Genomic DNA, 18,618 nt, shown 5'->3' on the forward strand with positions numbered 1-18,618 from the left:
GCCCCACGACTCCGGGGCCGGCCTCCCCGAGGAGCACGCATGTCCGTGTCCGCACGTCCCGCCGTCCGCACCGCCTCCCTGGCGGGCGCCGCCGCGCTCGCCCTGGCGCTGCTCGCCCCCGCCCAGGCCGCGCACGCCGCCCCGGTCACCGGCAGCCTGGTGCTCGCCGGCGGCGCGGTCGCCCCCACCAACTCCGCGGTCTACGGAACGTTCCTCACCAAGGCCGGCGGGAGCGGCGCACGGATCGGCGTCATCACCGCCGCCTCCGACGTCCCCGCCAACGACCCCAACGCGGGCGACCCCGCCACCTGCAGCAACTCGGTCTGCAACGGCACCTACTACGTCGACCTGCTGAAGAACACCTACGGCGCCGCGGACGCCCAGTGGATCCCCCTCGACCTGGACCACATCGCCAACAACTCCAGCCAGAGCGTCATCAACCAGATCAACTCGATGACCGGCTTCTTCTTCGGCGGAGGCGACCAGAGCCGCCTGGTCACCACCCTGCTCAAGAGCGACAACAGCGACTCCCCCGCCCTGGCGGCCATCCGCGCCAGGTTCACCGCCGGCGCCGCCGTCATGGGCACCAGCGCCGGCACCACCATCGCCAACGGCCGCGACATGGTCACCGGAGGCGAGAGCTGGGACGCGCTGCGCTACGGCTCCTACACCACCATCAGCAGCAGCCACCCCGACGACCTCACCTACCGGCCCGCGGGCGGCTTCAACTTCTTCACCTCCGGCCTGCTCGACACCCACTTCGCCGCCCGCGGACGCCAGGGACGCCTCACCCGTCTGGCGGCCGACACCGCCCACACCCGTGCCTTCGGCATCGACGAGGACACCGCGCTCGTCGTGACCAACCCCGGCTCCGCCGACGAGACCGACGCCGTCGTCGGCACCAACGGCGTCTCCGTCTTCGACCTCCGCACCGCCGCCGTCGGCACCCACAGCGGCTACTGGTCGATCGACAACGTCAAGTGGAGCTACCTGACCAGCGGCGACACCTACACCCCCGCCACGTGGACGGCGTCCTCCACCAAGCCGGGCCACGCACCGGGCACCGGCAGCGTCGGCAGTCGCTGGAGCGACGTCTTCTCCTCGCCCGACTCCTCCACCGACCACCCCTACCAGATGGTCAACATGGCCAAGGAGCTCGTCAACGCCGGCCGCAGCACCTACCAGTACGGCATCAGCTACGAGAGCGGCCCCACCTTCGAGGCCGACCTCACCAAGGGCACGGGCTACCAGGCGTGGAAGAGCGGCACCGCCGTGTCCTTCACCAACCTCAACACCCACCTGTACGTCTACTGAGCTTCCGCGGTCCGACCGCGGAACCGGGCCGGTGCGCCGTGCGGCGCGCCGGCCCGGCCCGTTCGGCGCCCCGGCGTCCGGCGTGCCGTCAGCCCGGCTGGAGCCCGGTCAGGCGGCGCGGATCGAGGATGCCGTCGAGTTGCTCGGAAGGCAGCACGCGCGCCTCTGCCGCCAGATCGCGCACCGTGCGGCGCTCCACGACGCAGCGGCGGGCGAGTTCGGTGGACCTGCGGTAGCCGATCACCGGGTTCAGCGCGGTGGCGAGGACCGCGGAGCCGCTGGCGTGGGCGTAGGTGCGCTCCGCATCGGCCTCGATGCCGGCCACGCAGCGCTCGGCCAGCAGCCTGCAGGCGGCGGTCGTGCGTCGCAGGGCGGTGAGGAGGGCGTGGGCGATCAGCGGCTCGAAGGCGTTGAGCTGCAGCTGGCCGGCTTGGGCGGCCATGGCGACGGTCGCGTCGGCGCCGATGGCGTCGAAGCAGACCTGGGTGACGGCTTCGGGGATCACCGGGTTGACCTTCCCGGGCATGATGCTGGACCCCGCCTGGAGTTCGGGCAGCCGTATCTCGGCGAAGCCCGCCTGCGGACCGGAGGCGAGCAGGCGCAGGTCGTTGCAGACCTTGACCAGGCGGAGCGCGAACCGCCTGAGGGCGCCGGAGAGTTCGATGAACGCTCCGACGCCCTGGGTGGCCTCGACGAGGTCGCGGGCCGTCCGTACCGGTATGCCGGTGACGCGGGCGAGGTGGCCGGTGCACGCCTCGGCGAAGCCGGGATGGGCGTTGAGACCCGTGCCGATGGCGGTGCCGCCCATGTTGATCTCGCACAGGGCGCGGGCGGCGTGCTCGATCGCCGCCGTGTCGTCGCGCACCCCGAGGGAGAAGGCCGCGAACTCCTGACCCAGTGTCATGGGGACGGCGTCCTGCAGCTGGGTGCGCCCGAGTTTGACGACGTCGGCGAACGCGTGGGCGCGGTCGGCGAGGGTGTCCGCCAGGACGCCCTGGGCGAGGTTCAGTCCGCGGGCGGCCGCGTACAGCGCGGTCTTCACGGCGGTGGGGTAGGCGTCGTTGGTGCTCTGCCCGAGATTGACGTGGCCGTTGGGGCTGAGGCGGGCGTAGTCGCCGCGCGCCGCCCCGAGGAGGTCCAGCGCGCGGTTGGCGACGACCTCGTTGGCGTTCATGTTGGTCGAGGTGCCGGCGCCGCCCTGGAGGACGTCGACGAGGAAGTGGTCGTGGAGGGCGCCTTCCCGGATCTCCTCGCAGGCGCGGGCGATGGCCCCGGCCCGTTCCGGGTCGAGGACGCCCAGATCGCGGTTGGCGAGGGCGGCGGCCTGCTTGACGGAGGCGAGCGCGCACACGAGTTCGGGGTGGGCGGAGAGCGGGATGCCGCTGAGGGGGAAGTTCTCGACGGCTCGCAGGGTGTGGATGCCGATGTAGGCGTCGGCCGGGAGGTCGCGGTCGCCGATCAGGTCGTGCTCGGTTCGCAGGGATCCGCGGCCTTCGAAGGAGGGTGGTGAGGAGGCGGGGCCGCTGGTGCTGGTCATGAAGGGGAGTCCAGGTGGGGTCGGGAGTCGAAGGGATGTATCGCACGTTACAATATTGGATGTACTGAGTCCATATGTAACGCACGGGGCGGCGAAGTCACCGCCCACGCCAGGTCGAGCGCCACTCCCACTCGCAGGAATGCACCGTTGCCGGAACGTAACGTTCGATACATTCACGCACTTCATCGCATGGATGTAACTTTTGCTTCGCGCCGATGACGGCGCGCCCCCCTTCCTCCTTCGACAGAGGGCGCCCCATGACCTCCTTCCGCTCCCCCCTGCTCCGCCACGCGGCCGTCACCCTCGCGCTGGCCTCCTCCGCGCTGTCGCTCAGCGCCTGTTCCAGCTCCTCCGGTTCCAGCTCCTCCGGCAGGTCCTCGGACGCGGCTCCGGCCGCCGCCGCACCGTCCGCCCCGGTGACGGTCAAGGGCGTGCCGATCTCGGCGGACGGGAAGCTCACCGCCACGCTCCCCGAGGCGATCCGCAAGGCCGGCAAGGTGCGGGTCGCCACCGACGTGCCGTACCCGCCGTTCGAGATGTACGTCTCCGAGGGCAGCAAGGAGATCACGGGCATCGACCACGACCTCGGCCAGGCCATCGGCGCCCGGCTGGGCGTGAAGTTCGAGTTCACCGGCCAGAAGTTCGACGGCCTGCTGCCGGCCGTCCAGGCCGGCAAGTTCGACGCCGTGATGTCGGCGATGACGGACAAGAAGGAGCGTCAGCAGGCGGTCGACTTCGTCGACTACGTCAACGCGGGTCCCGGGTGGCTGGTGCGCAAGGGCAACCCGGACGGCATCAAGGTCGTCACGGACGTCTGCGGCAAGAGCGTGTCGGTCCAGACCGGCACCAACCACCAGAAGATCCTCGAGCAGCGGCAGGAGCTGTGCAAGCAGCAGGGCAAGCCGGCCATCACGGTCCTGGCGTTCCCGAAGGACTCCGAGGCCCAGCTCGCCCTGCGCTCGGGCAAGGTCTCCGCCGACTTCCTCGACGAGGTCACCGCGGCCTTCGTCGCCGACACGGCCGACAACGGCACCGCCTTCGACACCGTCACGGGCAAGGAGGCGGTCGGGCCGACCAGCGCGTCGCCCATCGGCATCGGCATCTCGAAGTCGGTTCCCGGCCTCAAGGAGGCCGTCCGGGCGGCACTCCAGTCCCTGATGGACGACGGCTCCTACAAGAAGATCCTCGAGGCCTACCACGTGCCGAACATCGCCATCCCGCAGGCGACGATCAACGGCGCCCTCGACTGATCGGTGCAGCGGATTCTGCCGAGGGGGCGCACGGCCCGCCTGTGGCCGGCAGCCGGTCGCGACCACGGCCGGGGCCCGGGTCCAGGACCACGGCCCCCCCCCCCGCCCCAAGCCCCGCCACCCCGCGGGGGGCCCGGCCGAGGACACCCCCCGGGGCGGGGGCGCGTTTCCCCCCCCTCGCGCCGCCCCCCGGCCGTATCGCGCGCACGGACGGGGCGTGCCGGTGCAGGCACGCCCGGAGGTTGTTCGGTCGAGGTGGTGCTCGGTCCTCGACGGGGCACCGGTGGTGGCCTCGGGGCGGCCGGGCCACCAGAAGCGACGGCCGGTCGGCAGGACGAGTGCGGGAGAGCCGATCGGCCCGGTCGAGCTCTCGCGGCGCCTCGGCATCACCGGCGCCGCCGGGACCCGGTCGGTCAACCGGCTCGTCGCGGAAGGCCACATGACCCGCGGTCCCCACCCGCGGGACGGCCGCCGCCAGGTCCTGGACGTCACCGACAGCGGCTTCACGCACGTGATGGACGAACCGGCCCCTCTGCCGGGTCTGCTCCACCAGGCTTCCGCAGGTCTGGACGAGACCGAACGCGCCGCGGCGAAGCGGTGTCTGCTCAGCGCGTGCGACGCCTACCGGGCCTCCCTGTCAAGCGAAGTGAGGCGGTGACGCCCCGATCGCGTCCGGCCGCCCCGGCCGATCGTTCCTCACGACGCCGACCCTGGCCTTGCCTCAGCGGCGCAGCGTGGGTGCGCCGTGGACGGGGTGGGGCATGAGGACGGACGCTCCGGAGATCATGCCTTCGAGGAGGGCGGCGACCCAGGCCGGAAGGTCCGCGCCCGGTGGTGTCGGCGGTGGGGTCCCGGCCACCGCGCGGTCGACGAGGCCGGTGTCCATGTGCGGCAGGCGCGCGTCCAACACCGAGATCCGGTTTCGTCCCTGCTCGGTCCGCACCGCATCGAGCCACGCCGACAGGGCGGCCTTGGAGGCCTGGTAGGCGGCCATGCCCTTCACGGGCCGGTCGACGATCGCTGCGGTGATCGCTCCGACGGCACCGCCCGAGCCGATGACGGCGAGCGCTCCGCGCAGCACCGCCATCGGTGCCAGTGCGTTCACGGCCATCAGGTGCTCCTCGATGACTGCCGACGTCCGCTCCGCGGGGCCGAAGGCGACGGTCCCGGAGGTCACCAGCACGGCGTCGAGTCCCCCGAGTCGATCGGCCGCCCGGGCAGCGAGGCGGGTACAGCCGTCCGAGTCGTAGGCGTCGAATCGAAGCATCGCCGGGCTTCCCAGGCGACCGGCGACCTGCTCCAGTCGGTGCGGGTCGCGGCCGGCCGGGACGACACGGGCGCCTCGCTCTGCGGCCAGTACGGCCACTGCACTCCCGAGTGCGCCGGTTGCCCCTGCGACGAGGATTCTCAAGTCGGCGTCTTCCATCGCCGGTTCTTCTCCACAGGTCGGGCTCCGGGTGCTTCGGACCGCTGCCGGTCCGGTGCGGGACCGGACGGGTGCTTGCGCAGCTTGCGGGCTTCGAGAAGGTGTCCGCGCCGTGGTGCGTCGCGCGGGTGGCACGTGTCAGGGGCGGTTGAGTCGGCCCAGTCTGCGGAAGACGGCGGCGAGCACCGCGGTCGCGGCGGCGGCGGGGACGGCGGCTGTGTGCGTGCCTGCGGCGGCCCAGAGTGCGCAAGCGGCGGCGGCGAGGGTTGACAGGCCGACCATGAGGACCAACACCTTGGGGTGCCAGGCGAGCCGACGCGCCGTGTTCCACGTGCCGAGCACCCTGTCGAGCCCGGGGTCGGCGAGTCGCAGCTGTTGTTCGATCTCGTGGAGCGCCCGCAGTTCGCCGGCGGTCAGTGGCGCGGTCACGGTGAGCACCCCCGTTCGTGGTCGTGGGTCCAGCGTCTCCGCCCGGGGGTCTCAACGGCAGTCGCAGCGTTTGCGCATCTCGGTAGGCGGGTGCTGTCCTGCGGTAGGGCTTCGGCCGGGCCGCCGGTGGCGGGGCATTCGTGCAGGTCGTCGGCGGCTTCGGAGCCCTGCAGCGCCCCACACGCACACGCGTGGCGGAGCGGGCCCGGGGGCGGCGTCACGTCATGAGGTGCATCAGTCGTGCTGCGGCCCAGCGCGGGCCGCGCAGGTGGAGTTCCTCGCGCACCGCTCTGCTCGCTGCTCCGTCGTCGGCCAGGAGCCGGGCGACAGCGGCGCCGGCGGCGGCCGGCGCGAGGGTGTTCGGGTCGAGGCACAGGCCGAGGGCAGCTCGTTCGAGGTCGTGGGCGATGGCGAACTGGTCGCTGGAAAAGGGCAGGGCGAGGGCGGGCACGCCCGCCGCGAGGCATTCGGTGAACGAGTTGTTGCCCGCGTGGTGAACCATGGCGGACGCTCTGGACAGCAGGGCGTGCTGCGGGATGCGCGGTGCCACGTGGAGGCGGCCGGCCGGCGCGCCGGAAGCGGTGAGGGCTGCCGACACCTCGCGCACGCGGTCTCCGGCCGCGACGATCACCGCGGCCGAGGTGTGTTCGAGCACCCCGGCCGCCGCGGTCGCCAGGACGTCGTGGCGGGCGGACAGGAAGGTGCCGAGGGCCACGAGGACGAGTGGTCGGCCGTCGGCGGTGAGGCGGTCGACCACGGTGGTCCAGTGATCGTCCAACGGCGGCGTGTCAGGTGTGCAGTGGCCGCAGTGGACGGCGGTGCCCGCGGGTGCGGCGGGCAGCCACGGCAGGTCGGGGTAGTTGTGGACGACCGCGCGGGAGGACGTGAGCGCGAAGGCCCGTTCGGGGCGGGGCCGATGCGGGGCGTGGCGCTCGATGACCCGGTGGAAGGCGGCGGTGAAGGCGCGGTCGTTCTCGGCGACGGCGCGGGTCAGGCGGGCGAGGTCTCGGGGTGTGGGCCGGACGGTGTCCGGCCACGCGTAGGGCAGGCCGAAGTAGGCGTCGGGGCCGGCCGGGACGTACGTGGGGTGACCGGGGCAGAACGTGGCGTACGGCAGGTCGAGGCAGTGCAGGGCGAGAGTGGCCGAGTAGGCGAGCTGGTCGACGAGGTACCAGTCGGGCCGCAGCCGTTGGTGGAGGTCCCGGACGTCCGCCAGAACCCGGTCGGGTTCGGCGAGCATGTCGGCCCGGCGGTGCGCGGCCTGGGTGAGCAGCGCAGCGGCAGGGCCGTCGGCGGTGGCGGCGAGGAACTCGCGCAGGCGGGCTTCCTCCGCGGGGTCCTGTCGGGTCCGTTCGGCGATTCCGTGGTTGGCGTTGCGGGTGACCGACAGGTCGAGGAAGCCGAGGCCGGCCTGGGCGGCGAGCGGGGCGAAGGGGCGGGTGCAGGCCAGGTCGACGCGTGCTCCGTGGCGGTGGAGGGCCGCGCCGAGGACCGCGAGCGGCGCGGCGTGCGAGGCGAACGGCGGGCTGATGACGACCACGTGCACGACGGATCCTCCCTCGGCAGGCATCGCGGCTGCCGTCGATGATGCCAGGCCGGCCCGTGCGCGGCAGGCGACGGAGCACGACCAATCCGTGCCGGCCCACGCACCGAACCGTCCCCCGGCAACCCGCCGTGCATGGGAGGCAGGAACGGATGCAGTCGCAGCCGGGGTGGTACGAGCAGCAGGAGGAACGCGCGCGGGCGTCGGGCGTGGCCGACGAACTGCAGGCGTGGCGCCGCCACTTCTGGGCAGGCCATGCTCCGCCCGGCGCGCCGCGGGGCCTTCTCGGCATACTCGCCGGCGCCGAGTACCGCCGTGGCGGACGGCCCGGCCGGGACCTGCCGCGGACCGCTGACCGCGACGGACGGGCCGTGGCCTTGGCCGTCGCGGCGGTCCGCGGGCTCGCCCGGTGCCCCGGGACGGCTCCTCGGCCGGATCTCCTTCTGCTGGCGCCCCGTTCACCGGAACTGGGGACGGCACTCACGGAAGTCTGGACGCGGTACGCCGCCACGCACCCGGAGGCGGCGACCGCCCAGGTGCGGACGCGGCTCCTGTCGGGCCCGCCCGCGGCCGAGGCCGCCTTCCTGCTGGACCTGTCCGAGGCGACGGGGCTGCGCCCGCTGCGGCCGGTCGAATGCGCTCCTTGGCTGCGTCCGGACCGGCGGGTGCGGCACGCGGCGTGGCGCTACCTGGCGGGCGTCCCCCGTGGGTACGAGGTGCTGCCGTCGACCGCACCTCACCCACCGGACGCGTACGAGGTCCTGCTGCTCGCGGCGTGCTGGCACCGGGCCTGCCCCCGGGCGCCGCAGGCCGCCGCATTCCGGAACACCGTGCAGGCCCTGCCCGGCGCGGAACCGGGCCCGGTGGTGGCACAGTCCGTGTTGCTGGGGAATCCGGCCGAGCCGGGGGTCGGCATGAGCGGCGGGATGGGCGTTCTGCTCGCCGCCCTGGGTGGGGCGCTCACCGGCACCGGCCGGATCGGTCGGGTCCTCACCCTGGTCACTGCCGACCGCGCCGCCCTGCGCGGCGGGCGGGTCGGCCTGGTGTCCCTGCTCGGCCCGAGCCACTGGCAGGTCGGCATCCCCGTGGACGCCGACGGTCCCCTGGATCCGGCAGTGATCGCGGAGCACCGCTCCGCTCTCGCCTGGTGGGCGGCTCGCCTGCTGGAACTGCCGGGAGCCCGACCGCGCCTGGTCCACGTGCGGTTCGCCGACGACGGGTCACTCGCGGTCGCGGACGCGGCCCGACGGTGCGGGGCCGGGTTGGCCTTCACCGTGACGCCGGACCCGCACCGCACGATGGCCGAGCGCCACGCCGGCCTGCCGGCCCTGCCGGACGTCGACGTCGGCGGGGCGCTCCGCGCCGACCTGCACCGGGTCTTCGTCGCGGACCGCCTGGTCGCACGCGCGGACCTCCTGGTGGGGATCCCGGGGCGCGCGGGAAGTCGTGAACTCGCCGCCCACTTCCCGCAGCTCTCCGGCCCCTTGTCGCGGCGTGTCGTCGAGGTGCCGGAGGGGATTCCGCCGTTCGTACCGCAACCGGGTGACGACGGACTTGCGCAGGCGATGGCAGCCCGCCTGTTCGCCGACGGCCGCCGACCGGACGGCCTCGACCCGGCCGACCGCGGATTGCGGCTGCTGCTGAACGTCGGGCGGCTGCACCCCGTCAAACAGCAGGACCGGCTGGTCGAGGCATGGCTGCAGGCCGGACTGCACCGATCGACAACGCTCCTTCTGGTCGGCGGCTCCCCGGGCGAGCCGACACCGGTGGAGAGCGACATGCGGGCCGCGATCGGCAAAGTCCTCGCCCCCCACCCCGAGGCCCGTCGCCGGGTGGCGTTGTGGCCGGCCGTGCCGAACCGGCAGGTGCGCGTGCTGGAACGGATGCTCGCGGCCGAGAAGCCGGGCGGGGTGCTGTACGTGTGCCCGAGCGCCAAGGAGGAGTTCGGCCTCGCGATCCTCGAAGCCATGGAGGCCGGGCTCGCCGCCGCGGGCCCGCTGCGGGGCGGCGTCCCGCACTACATGAGGCACGGGCTGAACGGCTTCCTGCTTCCCACCGGAGCGACAGCCGAACTCGCCGCGGCGCTGGCATCGGCGTGCGACGTCTCCGACGCCGGCCTGGCCGCGATCGCGGCGCGCGGCCGGAGCACGGTACGGCGCAGCTACTCCGTCCGTGCGATGGCCGATGCCCTGGCCGAGGCCTACGCGGCCTCGTTCGGAGGTTGACCCTCGCTGCCGCGCGGGGCGGCGGGCACGGTCTCCGGGCGACTCTGCCGGGTGGCCAACGGCAGCGACGGCCGGACTGGGGTGTCGGCAGCTGTGGCGGGGTCTGCCGTCAATGCCGCACGTGCGGCTTCTGCCGCCTCCGCGCACTGCCCTCTCCTCGACAGCGCCGCGGCAAGGGGCGACGCACGGTTGTGATCTTCGTGGACGAGGTGACCGCGAAGATCGCCGTCATGTGTGCCTGTTCGTGCAAGCCGTCCTGTGACTCGTCGTTGACGGATGCTCAGTGGGCGGTGATCGAGCCGTTGCTTCCGGAGCGGGATCCGCGTAGGGGTGGCCGTCCGCCGAGGTTTCCGCGTCGGCCGGTCGTGGACACCGTGCTGTACGTGCTGGTCGGCGGTTGTGCCTGGCGGCCGGTGCCGCACGATCCGGTGCCGTGGGACGCGGCCCACCAGTGGTTTCGTGCCCGGAGGCGGACGGGACCCGGGACCGGGTCCACGACGCGCTGCGCGAGCGGGTCCGGGTGGCGGACGCCCGGGATCCGCAGCCCGGGCGGCGGTGCCGGACTCGCAGTCCGCCCGCAGCCACCAGGGCGGACGGGCGATCGGCTACGACGCGGGCGAGCGGGTGCGGGGCCGCAGGCGGCACCTGCCGGTGGACACCTGCGGGCTCGTGCTGCGGGCGGTCGTGCACTCGGCCTCGGTGCAGGACCGGGCGGGCGCGAAGTCGGTGCTCGCCGGGATCCGGTCGGTGTTTCCGCAGGTCGGGTTGGTCCGGGTCGACCGCGCACGCCGAGGCGATGATCAAGCCGCGATGATCCGGCTCATGGCCGCCCGCCTCGCCGGCGAGGAGGTCGAACCGCACGGCCCCGTCGAGACCGAAGCAGCCCGCCGCCTCGCCGACGACCTCAAGAACGAGTGACCACTCGATTTCCCAACACTTCCTATGGCGTGCCGGCCTGTTGGCGGCCCATCCAGTCGGCGATGGCCTGCTCGGTGCGGGCGAGCGCGTCGGTGGGGCTGAACTGCAGCAGCTCCGTCCCGGCGTCGACGTACGGACGGTGGCCCGGCGGCTGGTAGAACGCGTCGCCGGCCTCGTACACCTCCTCGTGGTCGGCGAAGACGAAGCGCATGCGCCCGGCGATGACGTAGCCCCAGTGCGGGCACTGGCACTTCCCGTCGGGCAGCGCCTGCAGCGGCCCGTCCAGGTCTGCGTCCGCCCCGAAGGAGACGAATTCGACGGTGTAGCCGTTCATCTCCTCGCGGCGGTCGGTCACCGGACCGAACTCCTGGACCTTCGTCGCGGACCGCTTGGATACCTTCGGCATCGCTCGGCTCCTCTCCGTGACTGCCTCCGAGACTTCCCGTCGTCTCGAGTCGACCACTCGGTGCGGCCGGGTGCATCCGGGCGGTGGGGCAGGTGGCGTCAGACGCTCGCCGCCGGGTGGCCGCGGGGCGGCGGTCCAGCGCGTCGGAGACCTCGGCCGTGGCGTACGGCGAAACGGCCAGGGCGAGGACCGGCGCGGCGCCGACGGCGACGACTCTGCCGGAGGAGACGGCCTTGGCGCTGCCGGACTCGGTGCGGGCGGACCCGGCGAGGAACGGCATCACCACGAGGACCGCAGCCCCGAGGAGGGCCTCGCCCCGGGCCGCCCTCGGGAAGTGGCGCAGCGCGAGGTGGAGGAGAGAGGCGGTGTCGTCGGCGCGGCGGGCCCGGTCGTCTCCGCCGACCACCAGAACGGGTCCGGCCGCAGTGTTCTCCACCGGGACCAACGAGTGCAACTGCCGTGAGCGCGTCGGGGGCTCTGGCCGGGTATCAGGCGTGCCGCATCCGGTAGACGCAGGTCCGGTAGGGCATCTCGACGCTGTCGCGGCCGGCCAGGGCCGGGTCGGTGGCGGCCAACTCGTCGATCTCCCGGTCCGAGCGGGCCTGCTCGGCGGCGTCGGCGGTCAGGTAGGAGGAGCGGGACCGCACCAGGTCGATCAGCCGGTCCGTCGGGACGGTCACGGTGTGCTCGATCAGGCCGCGTTCGGGTTCGGTGAACCATGGCGTCACCGGCCCGTACTGTCAGGCGCTCTCCAGGCCGTGTCCCTCGCTGCCGACGATGCCGGAGAGCGCGGCCACCCGCGGGGTCCGGTCGTCACGGATGTTCCACAGCGCGGCGAAGACGCCGTCCTCGCGCAGCACCCGGTGGATCTGCAGCAGCGCGTCCTGCGGGGTGAACCAGTGGTGGGCCTGCCCGACCACGACGGCGTCGACGGACCCGTCCGGCAGTGGGATGTCCTCGGCGCTGCCGGCGACCACCCGCGCGCCCGGGTGGCGTTCGGCGGCCACGGCGCGCATCCGCTCGTCGGGCTCGACCGCGACCACCTCGTGGCCGGCGGCGCGCAACGCGCCGGCCAGTAGCCCGGTGCCCGCCCCCAGATCCAGGACGCGCATCGGTGTGGCGCCGACGGCCCAGGCGACCGCCCGCACCGGGTAGGTGGGCCGGATCGAGTCGTACAGCCGGGCGGCCGACCCGAAGGACAGGGCAGAGGTGGACATGCCGGTGCACGTACCCCGATCCGGTCGGCAGCACCCGCACGGCGGCAGCCCGAGCACGCGCCGATGGCTGCGGGCCGCGTGCCCCGTCACCCGAGCAGTTCGGCGGTGGAGCACCGGCACGACCTGCACCCGGGCGGAACGACCTCACGACTTTGCCGAGGCCCTGACGAGTCGTCTCCCAGCCGTACAGGCCCAGCCGGGCGACCCGGCAGTTCGCCCCACCGGACCCGGGGCCGGTGGTCATGAGCGGCGGCGGAGGCTGCGGAGGGTGGTGCGGGCCGGGAGCCAGGTGCCGACGGCGGCGAGGGTGGCGGCGCCGGCGAGGACGAGGGCGAGGCCTTCGGTGGGGGCGCTGACGCCGGCGGTGCCGCGGGTGATGCCCTCGGCGTAGCTGGTGAGGACCGCGAGGGCGACGGCAAGGCCGAGGACGGTGGCGAGGGCGAGGGTGGTGGCCGTCTCCCAGCCGAGCATCCGACGGATCTGCCGGCGGGTGGCGCCGGTCAGGGCGAGTGCCGCGAACTCCTGGCGGCGGTCGCTGATGCTCATGGCCAGGGTGTTGAGCACGGCGACGGCCACGAAGGTGGTGATCAGCCCGAGGGTGACGTAGCCGACCTGGGCGCCGACCCGGGTCTGCGAGGCCTGTGCGGCGGCGCGGTCGAGCACCCCGAGTCCCGGGTCGCCGTGCAGGGCGGCGGTGAGGGCGTGCCGGGTGAGGCCGTCGCCGCGCACCAGCAGCTCGTCGTCGAGCGGCACGTCCACGTGGGCGGCGACCAGGTGGTGGGCGAGCGTCAGGTCGCCGAACCCGAGGCCGCGGCCGTACAGCGCGACCACCGTCACCTCGGTCGGGGTGCCGTCGGCGAGGGTCAGCCGGATCCGCTGGCCGAGCCGGTAGCCGAGCCCGTCGGCGGCCGCCGCCGTGCCGTCCGCCAGCTGTCCGGCGTCGCCGGCGGTGATGCCGAGGTCGAGGGTGTCGGACAGCCCTTCGGGGGTGACCGCCTGAACGCTGCGCCTGGTCAGCCCGTCGCGGACCCGGGTGTGCAGCACCCGGGTGACGGTCCGGACGCCGGGGACGGCGGCGACCGCCCGGGCGGCGGTGGCCGGGACGCGCGGGCCGACGACGAAGTCGGCGACGGTGCCGCCGTCCCGCTGCGCCGTGGCGGCGTGGTCCACGGTCGTGCCGGTGAACAGGATCGTGCAGGCCATCGCGATCAGCAGGGTGAGCGGGGTGACCACCGAGGCCAGCCGGTGGGCGCCGGCCCGGAGGCTGTGGGCGGCGAGGTAGCCGCCGACCCGGAACGCCCGCAGCGGCAGGCCGAGGACGGCGGTGCCGACCCCCACCAGCAGCGGGCCGAGCAGGGCGAACACGGTGCACCACAGCAGCACGGTGATGAAGCAGACCGGTGTCGCCGCCTGGTCCGAGTGCAGCGCGGTGAGCAGGACGGTGAGCACGACGGCGCCCGCGGCGGCGAGCACGCCGGCCCCGGTCCTGGTCCACGCCAGGCGCGGCGGCGTGAGCTCGGCCTCGCCCAGGGCCTCGACCGGCCTCACGGCGGCGGCCCGCCGGGCCGAGATCCGGGCCGCTCCCCAGCCGGACAGCAGGGTCGCGGCAGCGGCGGCGAACACCGGGAAGGGCGAGTGGACGACGGGCAGGTTCGCCGGAATCACGTCCAGGGCCACGAAGCGCCCGTGCAACCAATCGCCCAGCGGGAGACCGGCGATGGCGCCGAGCGTCCCGGCGGCCAGTCCGACGACGAGCGCCTCGCCGCCGATCATCCGGCGGACCTGCCGTCCGGTCGCCGCCACCGCCCGCAGCACGGCGATCTCCCGCTGCCGCTGCTGGATCGACAGACCGAAGGTGCCGACCACGACCAGCAGGGCGACCAGCAGTGACGTCCCCGCGAGGACGGCGCCCGTGCTGACCAGGCGGACCCGGGCGCCGGCGGCCCCGGGGAACTCCAGCGGCCCGCGGTCGTCGCCGGTGCGGACCACGGCGGCCGGGACGGAGGGGAAGCCGGCGAGCAGCGCCCGGACGTCGGCCGCGGCCGACGGCGCGGCCGGGAACACCCCGATCGCACCGACCAGGCCCTCGTGGCCGGCGAGCAGGCGGGCCCGGTCGGAGGAGAAGAACACGGCGCCCTGGCTGTCGAACCGCTGGGCGGTGACGCCGACCACCCGGAGGGCCAGCGTGCCCGAGGCGGTACGGGCGGCGGTGGTGGCACCGGGCGGCAGGTGGGCCCGGTCCGCGGTGGCCGCGTCGAGCACGACCTCGTCGGGGGCTGCGGGCGCCCGGCCGGAGGCCAGGGTGAGGCCGGCCAGCGGCGCCGACTCCCAGCCGTGTCCCCAGGAGCCGTCGGTGGGGCCGCCGGGCAGCAGCACCGGGAAGGTCACCTCGGTCGCCACTGCCTTCACCGAGGGCAGGGCCTTGATGCGGTCGGCGAGGACGGCCGGCACCCAGGCCCGGTCGGCGAGCGGCTTGGCCTTCTCCTTGACCCTCCCCTTGCCCTTGTCCTCCACGGTGTGGACGTTCTGGTCGCCGGACACCACGATCGGCGCGGCCGCGTAGCGTTCCGGCCTGACGGTGCCGGTCAGGCCGGTGACCAGCAGGGTCCCGCACCCGCAGACCAGGGCGGCGGCGCAGAAGAGGGCGACGAAGGCGCCGGCGGATCCGGCCCTGCGGTGCCGCAGGGTCGAGAGGGCGAGTCCCAGCATCATCGCTTCCACGCTCCCAGGCGGATCATGCGGTCGGCGACCGCGGTGGGGGTCGGAGCGGACAGGGTGTCGCAGATCCGGCCGTCGGCCAGGAACACCACCTGGTCCGCGTAGGACGCGGCGACGGGGTCGTGGGTGACCATCACGATGGTCTGGCCGAGGTCGTCGACGGTCTGCCGCAGCAGGGTCAGCACCTCGCGGGCGGTCATGGTGTCCAGCGCGCCGGTGGGCTCGTCGGCGAAGACCACCTCGGGGTCGGAGATCAGCGCCCGGGCGATGGCCACCCGCTGCTGCTGACCGCCCGAGAGCTGGCCGGGCCGGTGCCCGGTGCGCTCCTGCAGCCCCACCCGGCACAGGAGTTCGGCGAGGCGTCCGGCGTCGGCCCGTCGGCCCGCGAGCCGCAGCGGCAGCGTGACGTTCTGTTCGACCGTCAGCGAGGAGATCAGGTTGAACGACTGGAACACGAACCCCGCGCGCTCCCGCCGCAGTTCGGTCAGTCTGGTCTCGCTCAGCCGGGACAGGTCGGTGTCGCCGAGCCGGACCGTCCCCGAAGACGGGCGGTCCAGGCCCGCCGCGCAGTGCAGGAAGGTGCTCTTGCCCGAACCCGACGGCCCCATCACGGCCGTGAAGCCGCCCTTCGGCAGCCGCACCGTCACCTCACGCAGGGCGGCGACCGCGCCCCGCCCCTTGCCGTAGACCTTGCTCACGGCGTCCAATGTGATCGCTTCGCTCATGCCTCCACCCTGCCGATCCGCGAACTCCCTTCCCAGGGAGGCGATCACGCGGCACCCGTGACATCGTCACGGGTAGGGTCGGGACATGATCAGAATCCTGCTGGCCGAGGACCAGCACGTGGTCCGCGGCGCGTTGGTCGCGCTGTTGGAGCTGGAGCCGGACCTCCAGGTCGTCGCGGAGGCGGACTCGGCCGACGACGTGCTGCCCCGGGCGATGGTCTTCGCGCCGGACGTGGCGGTGCTGGACATCGAGATGCCGGGCCGGACGGACGGCCTCCAGGCGGCCGCGGCACTCAAGGAGAAGCTGCCGGAGTGCCGGACGCTGATGCTGACCTCGCTCGGCCGGCCCGGGCTGCTGCGCAGGGCGCTGGACGCCCGGGTCGACGGCTTCCTGCTGAAGACCGTCCCGCCGCCGGAGTTGGTCGCGGCGATCCGCCGGGTGGCCGCCGGCGGGAGGGTGCTGGACCCGGCCCTGGCCGTCGCCGCCTGGGACCTGGCGGACAACCCGCTCACCCCGCGCGAGAACGACGTGCTGCGGGAGCTGGCCGGGGGCGCCGAGCCGCCCGAGATCGCCGGGCGGCTGCACCTGTCAACGGGGACCGTGCGGAACGTGCTCACCGCCGTCGTCGGCAAGCTGAACGCGCGGAACCGGACGGACGCGGTGCGGATCGCGCGGGAGGCCGGCTGGCTCTGACCCGCCCGGCGCCGGCCCCCCGCCGGTCACGGATCCGGTGTCCGCGGACCGGTCCAGCGGTACCTCGGCGCGCAACAGGTACCAGCCGTCGTCGGGCCCGGCGGTCAGGGTGCCGCCGGCCCCGGCCAGACGGACCGACAGCCCGCCGATCCCCGAGCCGGGCGCGGTGACGCCGTCCGGGGCACCGTCGTTCTCCACCTCCAGACGCGCCGCGTCCCCGGCCGCCGCGACGGCGATCCGCACGTGCCGGGCGCGGCTGTGCCGCAGGACGTTGGTCACGGCCTCGCGCAGGACCACGCTCAGCACCGTCCCCGCGGTCTCCGGCACCGGCTCCTCCTCCAGCTCCACCGCGATGCCGGCCGCTCCCAGCACCGCGGCAGCCGAGGCCAGTTCGGCGGCCAGGGACAGCCGGGGGCCGTCCTCGGCCACCGCCCCGAGCTCGGCCCGCCCGCGGTCGGCCAGCCGCACCACGTCCGCCAGCTCCTCCCGGCAGCGGCGGGGGTCCGTCTCCGCCAGCCGCCGGGCGAGTTCGGCCTTGAGCAGGATCGCCGCCAGGCCGTGCCCGAGCAGGTCGTGCAGGTCCCGGGCGGCGCGCAGCCGCTCGCCCACGACGGCGGCACGGGCCAGCCCGGCCCCCGCCCGTTGCAGCTCCCGCACCAGCCGGACCAGGCGCAGCACCCCGAAGACCACCACACAGGTGATCAGCACGTCGACCGCGGTCGACACCACCGAGGCCGCAGGGCCGCCACTGATCGCCCCGGCCGCCACGGCCATCAGCCCGGCCAGGGCCGCACCCGCGCGCAGTGGCAGCGCGATCACCAGTGACCCGGCCAGGATGCCCGCCGCACCGATCCAGTTGGCGCCCAGCCAGGGCAGCGGCAGCAGGGCCAGTACCGCCGAGGCGACCAGCGCGAGGCGCGCGTGGCGGGTCGCGTCGTGGATCGAGAAGCGGATCTGGAAGGCGCAGAAGGCCAGCGCGCACGCCGCCCCGAGGCCGAGCCGCGGCAACGGAACGAACATCAGCGACCTGACGCAGAAGGCGGCGAGCAGGAAGTGGTACAGGCCGAGCGCGGTCCGCAGCTCCGGCGGGTCCGCGGCGGCAGTCGGTGCGGGGGTGGCGGCCACCGCCGCCTCCACCGCGAACCGTCCGTCCGGCTCCAGCCCCGCCGTCAGCCGGCCGTCGACCGCGCGTACCCGCTCCGCCAGGTCGTCGAGGACGTCCGCGCCGAGGGCGGCCGTCGGCACACCGTCGCTGACCACCCGAAGCATCACCCGCCCGGCCCGTTCCTCGGTGCCGACCTCGCACCGGCGGGCGTCACCGATCCGGACGACCGCGGTCACCGCCTCGCGCAGCACCGTCGCCAGCACCGTCCCGGCCGGTCCGAGCGGCTCGCGGTGCCCGATCCGGATGTCGGCCGCGACACCGGCCGACACCAGCAGCGCGCGGGCGCTCGCCGCCTCCGGGGCCAGCGACAGGCTGCGCAGCTCGGCGGCGGTGGCCCGGGCCGCCGCCAGCGTCCGGCGGGCCACGGCGATCAGCGGCGCCAGCGCCTGCGGGGTCTGCCGGGCGGCCAGGTCGTGGATCTGTGCCAGCCCCGCGGACAACTCGCTGCGCAGGTCGGCCGCGATCCGCAGCCGCTCGTCGGTGACCGCGGACGCCACCAGGGTCAGCCGGGCGGCATGGACCCGGCTCGCCAGCAGGGCGAGCGTGGTGACGGCGTAGAGCATGACGCCGCCGAGCGCCACCGTCACCAGCAGGTCGACCGCCTCCCGGACGCCCACGGCCCGTTCGGCCTCCACCAGCACGGCGCCGGCCGCCGCCAGGGCCAGCAGCACCCGGCGGCGCTCCAGCAGCAGTGAGGCGGCCGGCAGGCAGAGCAGGCCGATCGAGGCGCCGAGGCCGACGGCGAGGAAGCCGACGGCCAGTTCTGCGGCCGTCCAGCCCGGGTGTGCGGGTGCTCCTGCCGGACCGGTCCGGGCGGGCCGTAAGTGCCGCAGCTGCAGCGCCACCAGGGCGAGGCAGGCCGCCACGACCGCCGTCCCGCTGCCCGGCTCCGCCGGTGTCCGTGCCACGCCCTTCAACAGGTGAACCGAAGCCAGCGCGGCGGCCACCGCGATCACCAGCGCCCGCGCCGGACGCAGCCCGACGCCCCCTCCCCGTTCCCCCACCACGGGCGCATCGTACGCGGTGGACGATCACGGGCGGCGGCCGGACC

At 74.4% G+C, this 18,618-nt stretch carries 15 protein-coding genes and 1 pseudogene; 6 read left to right on the forward strand and 10 right to left on the reverse strand.

Annotated elements, in window-relative coordinates; all coding sequences use genetic code 11:
- Nucleotides 1-39 precede the first annotated feature (39 nt).
- Nucleotides 40-1,314, forward strand: coding sequence for a cyanophycinase (locus AB0442_RS21050; protein WP_366164453.1), 1,275 nt, complete (start codon nt 40-42; stop codon nt 1,312-1,314).
- 88 nt (nt 1,315-1,402) lie between these two features.
- On the opposite strand, the gene AB0442_RS21055 is transcribed toward AB0442_RS21050, so the two are convergent.
- Nucleotides 1,403-2,851, reverse strand: a complete 1,449-nt coding sequence (locus AB0442_RS21055; protein WP_366164454.1) for an aspartate ammonia-lyase — start codon at nt 2,849-2,851, stop codon at nt 1,403-1,405.
- A 257-nt stretch (nt 2,852-3,108) separates the two neighbouring features.
- On the opposite strand from AB0442_RS21055, the gene AB0442_RS21060 reads away from it, so the two are divergent.
- Complete coding sequence (locus AB0442_RS21060) at nt 3,109-4,101, forward strand: ABC transporter substrate-binding protein (RefSeq protein ID WP_366164455.1); 993 nt, start codon at nt 3,109-3,111, stop codon at nt 4,099-4,101.
- Nucleotides 4,102-4,387: 286 nt separating this feature from the next.
- Complete coding sequence (locus AB0442_RS21065; RefSeq protein WP_366164505.1) at nt 4,388-4,759, forward strand: MarR family winged helix-turn-helix transcriptional regulator; 372 nt, start codon at nt 4,388-4,390, stop codon at nt 4,757-4,759.
- A gap of 63 nt (nt 4,760-4,822) precedes the next feature.
- Here the strand turns inward: AB0442_RS21065 and AB0442_RS21070 are convergent, their stop codons facing one another.
- From AB0442_RS21070 to AB0442_RS21080, 3 genes are all read right to left on the reverse strand, one after another.
- On the reverse strand, nt 4,823-5,527 hold the full coding sequence (locus AB0442_RS21070; protein WP_366164456.1) for an SDR family oxidoreductase: 705 nt from the start codon (nt 5,525-5,527) through the stop codon (nt 4,823-4,825).
- Between the two features lie 138 nt (nt 5,528-5,665).
- The gene (locus AB0442_RS21075; protein WP_366164457.1) at nt 5,666-5,956 is read right to left on the reverse strand and encodes a DUF3040 domain-containing protein; all 291 of its coding nucleotides are present in this window, start codon (nt 5,954-5,956) and stop codon (nt 5,666-5,668) included.
- Between the two features lie 217 nt (nt 5,957-6,173).
- A complete protein-coding gene (locus AB0442_RS21080) occupies nt 6,174-7,502 on the reverse strand; it encodes a glycosyltransferase (RefSeq protein WP_366164458.1) in 1,329 nt (442 codons plus the stop codon).
- A gap of 533 nt (nt 7,503-8,035) precedes the next feature.
- Between AB0442_RS21080 and AB0442_RS21085 the strand changes: the two genes are divergently transcribed.
- Together AB0442_RS21085 and AB0442_RS21090 are read left to right on the forward strand one after the other, a co-directional pair.
- Nucleotides 8,036-9,724 (forward strand): glycosyltransferase, encoded by a 1,689-nt coding sequence (locus tag AB0442_RS21085; RefSeq protein WP_366164459.1) that lies wholly within the window; start codon nt 8,036-8,038, stop codon nt 9,722-9,724.
- Nucleotides 9,725-9,954: 230 nt separating this feature from the next.
- A pseudogene (locus AB0442_RS21090) lies at nt 9,955-10,642 on the forward strand (IS5 family transposase).
- A gap of 22 nt (nt 10,643-10,664) precedes the next feature.
- Here AB0442_RS21090 and AB0442_RS21095 read toward each other — a convergent pair.
- The 5 genes from AB0442_RS21095 to AB0442_RS21115 all read right to left on the reverse strand — a co-directional run bounded on the left by AB0442_RS21095 (nt 10,665) and on the right by AB0442_RS21115 (nt 15,708).
- Nucleotides 10,665-11,048, reverse strand: coding sequence for a hypothetical protein (locus AB0442_RS21095; RefSeq protein WP_366164460.1), 384 nt, complete (start codon nt 11,046-11,048; stop codon nt 10,665-10,667).
- A gap of 488 nt (nt 11,049-11,536) precedes the next feature.
- Nucleotides 11,537-11,776 (reverse strand): hypothetical protein, encoded by a 240-nt coding sequence (locus AB0442_RS21100; protein WP_366164461.1) that lies wholly within the window; start codon nt 11,774-11,776, stop codon nt 11,537-11,539.
- A 12-nt stretch (nt 11,777-11,788) separates the two neighbouring features.
- Nucleotides 11,789-12,265, reverse strand: a complete 477-nt coding sequence (locus AB0442_RS21105; RefSeq protein WP_366164462.1) for a class I SAM-dependent methyltransferase — start codon at nt 12,263-12,265, stop codon at nt 11,789-11,791.
- Nucleotides 12,266-12,505: 240 nt separating this feature from the next.
- Complete coding sequence (locus AB0442_RS21110) at nt 12,506-14,977, reverse strand: FtsX-like permease family protein (protein ID WP_366164506.1); 2,472 nt, start codon at nt 14,975-14,977, stop codon at nt 12,506-12,508.
- On the reverse strand, nt 14,974-15,708 hold the full coding sequence (locus AB0442_RS21115) for an ABC transporter ATP-binding protein (RefSeq protein ID WP_366164463.1): 735 nt from the start codon (nt 15,706-15,708) through the stop codon (nt 14,974-14,976). The genes AB0442_RS21110 and AB0442_RS21115 overlap by 4 nt, the downstream gene beginning before the upstream one ends.
- A gap of 85 nt (nt 15,709-15,793) precedes the next feature.
- Here AB0442_RS21115 and AB0442_RS21120 point away from each other — a divergent pair, with 85 nt between their 5' ends.
- Nucleotides 15,794-16,402, forward strand: a complete 609-nt coding sequence (locus tag AB0442_RS21120) for a response regulator transcription factor (protein ID WP_363547160.1) — start codon at nt 15,794-15,796, stop codon at nt 16,400-16,402.
- Here the strand turns inward: AB0442_RS21120 and AB0442_RS21125 are convergent.
- Nucleotides 16,298-18,574, reverse strand: coding sequence for a histidine kinase (locus tag AB0442_RS21125; protein WP_366164464.1), 2,277 nt, complete (start codon nt 18,572-18,574; stop codon nt 16,298-16,300). The genes AB0442_RS21120 and AB0442_RS21125 overlap by 105 nt on opposite strands.
- Nucleotides 18,575-18,618 lie beyond the last annotated feature (44 nt).

Origin of the sequence: Kitasatospora sp. NPDC085895 (assembly GCF_040702125.1) — a bacterium.
GTDB lineage: Bacteria > Actinomycetota > Actinomycetes > Streptomycetales > Streptomycetaceae > Kitasatospora > Kitasatospora arboriphila.